Annotated in this window: 8 protein-coding genes; 6 read left to right on the top strand and 2 right to left on the bottom strand. The window is 32.8% G+C overall.

From position 1 onward, the window contains the following. The first annotated feature begins 107 nt into the window (after nt 1-107). The 3 genes from A9G42_RS05005 (at nt 108) to mmuM (ending at nt 4,049) form a co-directional block, all read left to right on the top strand. Nucleotides 108-1,628, top strand: coding sequence for a YdgA family protein (locus A9G42_RS05005; RefSeq protein ID WP_065652806.1), 1,521 nt, complete (start codon nt 108-110; stop codon nt 1,626-1,628). An 89-nt stretch (nt 1,629-1,717) separates the two neighbouring features. Next, the gene (mmuP, locus tag A9G42_RS05000; protein ID WP_065652805.1) at nt 1,718-3,118 is read left to right on the top strand and encodes an S-methylmethionine permease; all 1,401 of its coding nucleotides are present in this window, start codon (nt 1,718-1,720) and stop codon (nt 3,116-3,118) included. Beyond that, nucleotides 3,108-4,049: a homocysteine S-methyltransferase gene (gene mmuM / locus A9G42_RS04995; protein ID WP_065652804.1), complete on the top strand. Its 942-nt coding sequence runs from the start codon at nt 3,108-3,110 to the stop codon at nt 4,047-4,049. Before mmuP ends, mmuM begins: the two co-directional genes overlap by 11 nt. 622 nt (nt 4,050-4,671) lie before the next feature. Here the strand turns inward: mmuM and A9G42_RS04990 are convergent. After that, the gene (locus A9G42_RS04990; RefSeq protein ID WP_065588917.1) at nt 4,672-4,986 is read right to left on the bottom strand and encodes a hypothetical protein; all 315 of its coding nucleotides are present in this window, start codon (nt 4,984-4,986) and stop codon (nt 4,672-4,674) included. 505 nt (nt 4,987-5,491) lie between these two features. Here A9G42_RS04990 and A9G42_RS04985 point away from each other — a divergent pair. From A9G42_RS04985 to A9G42_RS13840, 3 genes are all read left to right on the top strand, one after another. Then, nucleotides 5,492-6,034 carry an RNA 2'-phosphotransferase gene (locus A9G42_RS04985; protein WP_065652803.1) on the top strand — a complete coding sequence of 181 codons (543 nt, stop codon included), beginning with the start codon at nt 5,492-5,494 and terminating at the stop codon, nt 6,032-6,034. Between the two features lie 718 nt (nt 6,035-6,752). Then, complete coding sequence (locus A9G42_RS13250; protein WP_141672050.1) at nt 6,753-6,944, top strand: transposase; 192 nt, start codon at nt 6,753-6,755, stop codon at nt 6,942-6,944. Nucleotides 6,945-7,281: 337 nt separating this feature from the next. Further along, nucleotides 7,282-7,458, top strand: a complete 177-nt coding sequence (locus A9G42_RS13840) for a hypothetical protein (protein WP_179854603.1) — start codon at nt 7,282-7,284, stop codon at nt 7,456-7,458. A 674-nt stretch (nt 7,459-8,132) separates the two neighbouring features. On the opposite strand, the gene A9G42_RS04975 is transcribed toward A9G42_RS13840, so the two are convergent. Further along, nucleotides 8,133-9,116, bottom strand: a complete 984-nt coding sequence (locus A9G42_RS04975) for an AEC family transporter (RefSeq protein ID WP_065580310.1) — start codon at nt 9,114-9,116, stop codon at nt 8,133-8,135. Nucleotides 9,117-9,415: the final 299 nt, after the last annotated feature.

The following is a 9,415-nucleotide window of genomic DNA, read 5'->3' as shown; positions in this document are numbered from 1 at the left end:
ATAAATATTTTTCAATATATTAAAAAAATATCGCCTATAAGGTATAAATCGATTAAAATTATCAAAATAATATATTAAATTTAGCAAAAATAACTAAGAGACTCATAATGAAAAAAACAACACTTGCAATAGGAATCGTTGCTGTATTAGGCGTTGCCTACGTAGGCATGGCATGGCAAACAGGTAATATCATTGAAAATAATATCGATAATCAATTAGCACAAATAACAGCCAAAATTAACGAATTTCAAGATGATTTTACAGTGTCAGTAATGAAAAGCAATTATGAAAAAAATATATTTTCAACTAAATTACATTTAACTGTAACAGTATCACCTCAAAATACCTTAGATGAAAATGCTAAGCCTAAAACCTTATTTGACGATGATATAACCATCCACCATGGTCCTTTCCCTATTGCAGCGCTTGCTAAAGGGACATTAACTCCACAAAAAGCTTGGCTAGAATACGAAATGACAGAACAAAGCAATCCAACACTTTGGAAACTTGCTGGTAATCAACCATTTATTGCTGGGCATATAGGAATAAGCTATGGCGAATATATCACGCTAAAATTAGCCAATAAAGCAATTCAAGCCACACAAAGCGAAATACCCTCCATCAATGATGGCATACTCAATGTGAGTAATGGGAGTTACACCTTTAGTAGCTATGCAGATGCTACCGACGTAAAAGCTAAAGTGCAATTGGATAAATTAGATTACATTTCAGATGATAATAATTATAGTTTGAAAGATGTTAATGTATCGCTAAAACCACTTAATACACTAGAAGACTTTGAATACCAATTTAATATTGGACATGCTAAATACACGCTAGATGGCATAACAAAAAGTACGGTTAATATTGATAATTTCCAATCAAAAGGTAATTTTAACTACAAAAACCAAAATGGTGATACACAAAGTAGCGTCGATAAATTAGCATTCACCTTTGCTACCGCTTCATTTTCAAAAGTTCAATCGGTAGTAATCAATAACATGATTGTAAACCAAAAAAGCACATTAAATAATGCTAATACCGTAGATGGTTCATTATTTAGTAGCATAGATTCAATTCTGTGGGGACAACAAAATCTAGGAAAAGTATCATTAGACTTTAATTTCCAAGGTGCCGATAAAGATCTATTTTCTGATCAATTTAGCCTTGAAGACTTTGATGAAATTATTGATAGCAGTCGCCCAGTTCATACAAAATTTTCACTAAACAAATTTAATTGGCACAACGCGGCTGGAGATATCAATTTCAATTTTGTGATGGATGTAAAAGATATAGGCAAAGATGCATTAGAAAATAATAATAATAATGTTGATAAAATAGATCGCCTAAAACTACAGCTTAGCGCACCATTTGATGTATTAGGACGTATTTCAGCACAAATAGAACATCCAAATACCGATAACGTCACACCAGAACAAATTAATAAAGCAAGCTCGAATCTAGTCATGATGAGCAAAATGTTTTTATATAATTCACCAATAGTTAATTTCAGTAAAGACGGTAAACAAGGTATATTCACCGACATTGAATATTCTCGTGCCCTTGACAACGTCAAGGTAAATGATAAGACAATGACTAAAAAAGCATTTTTAAATAGTCTTCAATAAATTACCAATATAAATTCAATTAACTTCCTAATTATTCCGCCAGTTTTATTGGCGGAATGTGATTTAAACTAACCGAATAAAACATTCTTATGAACACTCAGGTCAACGCATCAAATGAAAACCAGTTCAAGCGAACCATGAAAACTAGGCATTTAATTATGCTATCACTCGGTGGTGTGATTGGTACTGGTTTATTTTTTAATACTGGATATATTATTGCAACCGCTGGTGCTATCGGCACAATTATTGCTTATTTAATTGGCGCACTAGTGGTTTATTTAGTTATGTTATGCCTTGGAGAGCTAGCGGTTGCCATGCCCGAAACAGGCGCTTTTCACACTTATGCATCACGTTTTATTAGCCCTGGCACAGGTTATACTGTTGCGTGGCTATATTGGCTAACTTGGACAGTTGCACTGGGCTCAAGCCTAACTGCAGCAGGCTTATGTATGCAATACTGGTTCCCTTCTGTTTCAGTCTGGATTTGGTGTTTACTATTCTGCATTGTGATCTTTGTATTAAACATTATAACTGCACAATTTTTTGCTGAAAGTGAATTTTGGTTTTCAATTATCAAAGTACTTACTATTGTCATTTTTATTATTGCTGGTGCAGTAGCCATTTTTGGCATTATCCCAATGAAAGACAATATACCAGCCCCATTTTTGCACAATATTACCGATAATGGTTGGTTTCCTAACGGCATCACCCCGATTATTATAACGATGGTATCAGTCAATTTTGCCTTTTCAGGTACTGAATTAATAGGCATTGCAGCAGGCGAAACCCAACAACCAGAAAAAACCATCCCATTAGCTATTAAAACTACTATTTTACGGCTTATTATATTCTTTATTGGCACAATCTTTGTTCTTGCTGCTCTTTTACCAATGGAACAAGCAGGCGTGATAAAAAGCCCTTTTGTCACTGTTTTTGAAAACATTGGTCTGCCTTATGCTGCTGATATGCTTAACTTTGTGATTTTAACTGCAATTTTATCTGCTGCTAATTCAGGCCTTTATGCATCTGGACGTATGCTATGGTCGCTATCCAATCAAGGAACATTACCCAAATGCTTTAGCAAACTGACCAAAGATGGTATTCCTGCATTTGCTATCACAATGAGTATGTTAGGAGGATTACTTGCATTACTCACAAGCGTTATCGCTCCTGATACCGTATTTGTGGCATTAACAGCTATTGCTGGCTTTGCCGTTGTTGCTGTTTGGTTAAGCATTTGCGCTTCACATTACTTTTTTAGAAAGCAATTATCTACAACCGAACAAAACACACTAAAATATAAAGCACCATTTTATCCACTTGTACCAATTTTAGGTTTTATTTTATGTTTGATTGCCTGCATTGGCTTAGCTTTCGATCCTCAACAACGCATAGCGCTTTATTGTGGTATTCCATTTGTGATTGTTTGCTTTATTGCCCACCACTTTATCCAAACCTACCAAAAGCGAGTGACAAAATATGACCAATAATAATTTAATTCACTCGCTCTTAAAGCAAAAAAAACACATTATTATTGATGGCGCGCTAGCTAGCGAACTACAACGCCGCGGATGTGATCTTAACGATAGTTTATGGTCGGCAAAAATATTAATTGAAAAGCCAGAATTAATCCGCCAAGTCCATTATGATTATTTTAAAGCTGGTGCTGATTGCGCCATCACCGCCAGCTATCAAGCCACGCCTTTAGGATTTTCCCAAAAAGGCATTGCGCTTGATGAATCTATCAAACTAATTAAAACCAGCGTTGAACTTGCAAAACAAGCTAAACAACAGTATTTAACGGATACCAAACAAAACAAACTTTTATTAATAGCCGGATCAGTGGGGCCTTACGGCGCATATCTTGCCAATGGTTCAGAATACACAGGCGATTATCATCTTGATAAAGAGGCTTTTATTGCTTTTCATCAAGACAGAATTCAAGCATTGATTGAAGCGAAAGTTGATATTCTTGCTTGTGAAACCCTACCTTCATTTGCAGAAATCAAAGCATTAACTACGCTTATCGCACAATTCCCGACAATGGCATGTTGGTTTTCATTAACGCTAAAAGACTCAAAGCACCTTAGTGATGGCACACCATTATCACAAGTTATCAACTATTTAAACAATATCGAGCAAATTGTCAGTATTGGCATTAACTGTATTGCATTAGAAAACGTCACCCCAGCATTAGAGGTACTAAATAAACTTACCACTAAGCCGCTAATAGTCTACCCAAATTCAGGCGAACAATACGATCCAACTACCAAACAATGGCATAAAAACCATCAACATAATTGTACGTTTAGCAATCAATTACCGACTTGGGTTAAATTAGGGGCTAAATTAATTGGCGGTTGTTGTCAAACAACACCGAGTGATATTAAGCAAATTGTAGCGTTATTAAAGGGAGATTGATTTTTATCAAAAAATCGAGATTGTAAAAACAAAAAACTAATAAAATCAATGTCTTTTCTGAACATTTTTTGAATAAATAATAAAAGGAGAATGCGTTTGTTTTTGTAATATTTTAGGCAGGAGAAATAAGTATTATAAAGTATAAAATGAGATAAATTGAAAGATTATAATTTGTACTAACTCAAACCTAATCTGACAGTTACCCGTTTTTATTGGGTGTCCGTCAGATTAAATAAAGGCTATTACAAATAAGTAGCTTAATTTTCTACGTGAATTGTGTACTAAGTTTGGAGTATTTAAATTTGTTGTAACGCTTTGCTTACTGTTTTAGACGCGCCTCTATCGTTTTCTCAACTTTAACCAGACTTTTAAAGCCATATTTTATTGTTTTGTAACGTTAATTGGGGGGGGTTAATTATGGCTTAAAAAGCTTGCGACAGCAAAGTTTTGATACTTTATAAATGGTGAAACGACAAGCATTAAATATCAACGCTAAATCAGTGGCTATGTTTTTTCTTTATTGTAATACACTAAACCGCTTCTCGATGATAAGGCGTTAATCTTGAATTTTTATGCATATTATTACAGCATTTTCGCCTAATAATGTAGAAAATGCTATATATTACAAATTAGGATAGCTAATAAAACAGTGTAAGCTAGTTATAGACAAATCTATCCCCCCTTGCATTTTAAGGTGATAATATGCTGTATCAATGTTTTTTGATATTTCAAGTTCACCTATATATACAGGTAAAATATCATCTTCATCTATATTATTTTCATATTTCAGATCAATGATAGTATTTATCTTAATAGTACAAATTTCACCGCCATCATTCATGTTCAAAATTTCAAGTATAATTAAATTTTGATTTAGATCTAAATCGAATCGGGATAGATTAACATCTACAAGTTTAAGATTGTCATCTTTCATCATTTTATTCGCCCATATTATTTGCCCATATTGATAAAATGAGCGGTAAAATATTGTAAATACCCTACTTAATACATAATTCACCTAAAAAATTAAGCTGCTTATTTTGCCGTTCTATAAATATATAAACCCTATTTTTGAACATTAATTGTGTCGCTTTTTTCAAAATCATCTTATCGCAAAAACATGATTCTATAAGTACTGCTTTTCAATTTAATAATAATTTTTGTGCCACAATTAAATAGCTAATGATAGTAATTACATTAATAATAGGTATAAAAACATGGCGTTAATTATAATCAACGATTTCACCTTTGAAAATATTATTGAATTAATTTGCCTCTGAGTAAAAATAGCAAATAAAAATTTTAAGCGATGCAAAGATAAATTAGAATGTTTTGTGCTAATTGAAATAGAATAAAGTAAGTCATTATTGAATTTATCTTGTTGATATAAAGATGTTAAAAAATATCCTCAAGTGCTAGTTTAGAAAGTTAAGGGGTAAAGCATGAACAAAAATCTAGAAAAAACGAGTAAATTTCTAAGTTACATTTTAAGACATCAACCTGAAGCTATAGGTATAGCTTTAGATTCTAATGGGTGGATTGAGATTGAAACGCTAATTATGCAAGCTAATCAACATGGTGAATATCTTACCAGAGATCTAATTGAAGAAGTTGTTAAAACAAGCGATAAAAAACGTTTTACAATTTCAGAAGATGGGTTAAAAATTCGTGCTGCACAAGGACATTCAACTAAACAGGTTGAAATCAAATATCAACAACAAATCCCACCAGAATTTTTGTATCATGGGACGGCCACTCGTTTTATTGATTCAATTAAAGAACAAGGGTTAATTGCAGGTGACCGCCATTATGTTCACTTATCTTTCGATGAACAGACAGCTAATGCTGTAGGCAAACGACATGGTAAACCGATTGTATTAAAAGTAAAAGCTTTGTTAATGCATCAACAAGGCTTCAAGTTCTATTTAGCTGATAATGGTGTTTGGTTAACCCATACTGTTCCTAATACCTTTTTTACGTTTTAGTAAATAGCCCCTAATTCAGCCTGCCCTACTTTATATTAAGCTGATTTTGATCCTAACCAAACATGATATGTTGAACTACAATTCCAAATACAGAATTAAACAAAACTTCCAAATTGGAACAGGTAACAATTTATATAAAAATCGGTGTAACTTTTGTGTAATTGACAATCAACTCATATTTATTTTATGAGTAAAAAACCAAAATAAGACATGATCATTAAGATAAACAATTATTATTGTGCTCTAAAATTTAAATAATTTATAAGATTATTACTTTGATTGCGATAACTTATTTCTATTATGCAATATTAGTTAAAAATTACAACAATGAAAAACAATAATGATTGTGGCGATAAAATAACATTAATGATGACATAAAACCAACTCGAAATTGCTTTAGATTATTACTCAATGCACTAAAGCAACAACGACTATCGTATTACCTTCCTTTAGAATCTTAACCGTTAAATTAACTGCAATATTAACTGTAAATCTTTGCATCCATTTGCAAGCAGGTTTGAGAAAAAACAATTATATTATTTCCAATAAAAATAATATTAGCCGCGTTTTTATTGGAAATTTATCTATAATTTTTTATTACGAAAGAGCGCAAACCAATAGATTGTCCACTTGCTTTTTCCGATAAGATTATCGACAAATCGTAGCTAATTTAAAAGAATCCGAAGCCGGTATCCCCCGTCAAAGAGCTTTGCCGTAAATAGGGTATGGGAATTCAACTTTCTATAAATGGCGTGATAAATACGATAGTATGGAAATCTCAGATATCAAACGCTTAAAACAACTAGAAGCTGAAAATCGTAAGCTTAAGCAGATGTTTGTTGAGCTAAATTTAAAATCTCAGCTTCAGGAGGAAATCATAAAAAGCTATAGTGCCAACTCAAGCACGTAAAGCCTGAGCTGTGCAACTGCAATAAAATCATTCTATTACTATTGCCATGAGCTGCGCTATTGTTAGTTTAAGCAGCTGAGCTTACTACTATCAACCTAAATTACCGGATGATTCGATGATTATGTTAGTGCTAAGTTATCACGGATAGACATTTACGCGGGGTCTTCTTCAGTGTTTTAATCGTATCAGAAAGCGCGGCTAGAAATGGAATCATAAGTGTATTTATCGAATATACTGCCAGTTAAAGCTTAATCTCAGGGTAAAGCGTAAACAACGTATTCCTCCGCGAAGCCCAGAAAAACTATCAGTACCAAATAAGCTAGGTGAATGTTGATGAATGGATTTTATGAGTGACAGCAGTCGCAATCAACGCCGGTTTAGAACCTTCAATGTCATCGATGACTTTAATTGTGAGGCGTTAGGCATTGATATTGCGATCAGTTTACCGACAGGTAGGATTACCCGTTATCAGAATAAACTGACCAGATATCATGGTTATCAACTCGAAATATGAGTAGATAACGGACCGGAATTCACAGGAAAAACATTCATCGGCTGGGCAAAATTACATGGTATAACCATAGATTATATTCAAGCAAGCAGCGTAATTTTCTACCTGAATCTTATACTAACTTTGGGGGGATATTTACATAGCCGATCCATATTCACCTATTTACTTTATAAATTAAGTATAAGCGATATAAATTGGCTTACCTAGTTGGTATTTTTGCAAAAAAAATTGCAAAATGATTAAAACAGAACACGATAAGCAATAATAGAATAATGAGGTAAATAGGATATAAAAAAACAAACATTGATGTTAACTGTAAATCTTATGGTTAAAAGGATAAACAACCCCTAGCACAGCACCCTAAAATACGCCAACAAAAACTTCAATAAAATCAATGGTTTTTCTGACTGATTTTTAACAAATAAACAAAATGGCATAAGCGTGCTTTTTCCTATTTGGATATGGAAAAAATATTACTAGCAAGGCGCACAAACCAATTTAAGCTCACAATTCACATCTATAATTATAGAATTTAACGGCAGCATTAACTGTCACTAGAACCACATATTGAATAATCGATTGTTAAGTTACTTTTTGAGTATCAAATTAGATTGGGATTTTTATTGCTAATGCCCTCACCCTGTTAAAAGCAATGAGAGCATTATATTTGGCATTTATTAAGCAACGCCAGGAATGGTGAAATCCATAATGAGTAATAACGTTGGTAAAATAAAAATAGATAAAACTGTTGATACAAAGAAAATACTTGACGCTTGTTCTTGCTCAACATTCCAATTATAAGCCAAAATAACAGCTGTTGATGCCGTTGGCATTGCTAATAAAAAGACCAGTTCTTCAGCTTCCATACCGGTAATACCAAATAAATATACAGAAATAAGCGCCACTACAGGTGTAATAAAACTTTTCAATATCACATTGATCATTAATGGTTTAGACAATGTTAATTTAACACCATGAATACCAACACCAACTGCAATAAGCGAAATAAAGTTACAAGCATTAGACATAATATCAAAGGTATTAAACACAAAATGAGGTAACCATTTTGTTCCATCGGTAACGCTCACAATTAACCCTAAAATAACAGCTAAAAACATTGGTTTCATCAGTGAGTTTTTGACTGCACTAAATATCATATCACCAGTTACCTTACCACCAGACATTTTAGTATCGCATAACTCTAACAAGAATATTGTCATTGGAATCAATGATAACGCCACAACAAAATTAGCAATCGCAACTGAAATAGTAGAAGCCGCACCTAACATCAACGTTAAGAAAGGAACCCCCATCCCCCCCATGTTTGGAAAGCAACACAACATAGTATTCATAGCCGTTGACTTTAAATCTTTATGTAATATGTATTTATTGGTTAAAAAACAAATTATCCATAAAAATGACATAGTACAGAAAAACGCAAACATCCAAATACCATTAAATATTTGCGAGGGTTTAGCATGCGAAGTATGCACAAAAAGTAACGCTGGGAAGACAAAGTTTGAGACAAGCCCTGATAATAATTTTTTAGCATCTTTTGTGAAGATTCCTTGTTGTACACATAACCAACCAAGAAAAATTAATAAAAAAACTGGAAGACACGAACTGACAACTTGCCCTACTGCAGACCAGATTAGATTCATTTTTTAAAACTCCTAAAATAATATTACTTAAAATACAAATTCGGTAATTGGCCGGTAACTTCAGATTAGATATTATATTTATAAAACCGAAGTAAAATAACTGGGTAACAAAATCAAATATTTTTTATTACCTATAAAACGGCATTTTTTCTTGAAACTGGATATTATTAATATGTTATTTCACACCGTGTATAATTGCTTAAAAACACGATTAATATGACAACCTTTAATTATATTTAAATGTAAAATATATAAACTTACAGATCATTATACTTACTCTTCTCGAACTTGTGTAAACC

The sequence above is a fragment of the Gilliamella sp. Nev6-6 genome (genome assembly GCF_001690605.1).
GTDB lineage: Bacteria > Pseudomonadota > Gammaproteobacteria > Enterobacterales > Orbaceae > Gilliamella > Gilliamella apicola_C.
Note: the sequence above shows the minus strand (reverse complement) of the source record. Positions and strands in the feature narration are given on the sequence as shown.

Coding starts and splice junctions, on each gene's coding strand:
- A9G42_RS05005 (WP_065652806.1), top strand. CDS start 108: ATGAAAAAAACAACACTTGCAATAGGAATCGTTGCTGTATTAGGCGTT.
- mmuP (WP_065652805.1), top strand. CDS start 1,718: ATGAACACTCAGGTCAACGCATCAAATGAAAACCAGTTCAAGCGAACC.
- mmuM (WP_065652804.1), top strand. CDS start 3,108: ATGACCAATAATAATTTAATTCACTCGCTCTTAAAGCAAAAAAAACAC.
- A9G42_RS04990 (WP_065588917.1), bottom strand. CDS start 4,986: ATGATGAAAGATGACAATCTTAAACTTGTAGATGTTAATCTATCCCGA.
- A9G42_RS04985 (WP_065652803.1), top strand. CDS start 5,492: ATGAACAAAAATCTAGAAAAAACGAGTAAATTTCTAAGTTACATTTTA.
- A9G42_RS13840 (WP_179854603.1), top strand. CDS start 7,282: ATGGATTTTATGAGTGACAGCAGTCGCAATCAACGCCGGTTTAGAACC.
- A9G42_RS04975 (WP_065580310.1), bottom strand. CDS start 9,116: ATGAATCTAATCTGGTCTGCAGTAGGGCAAGTTGTCAGTTCGTGTCTT.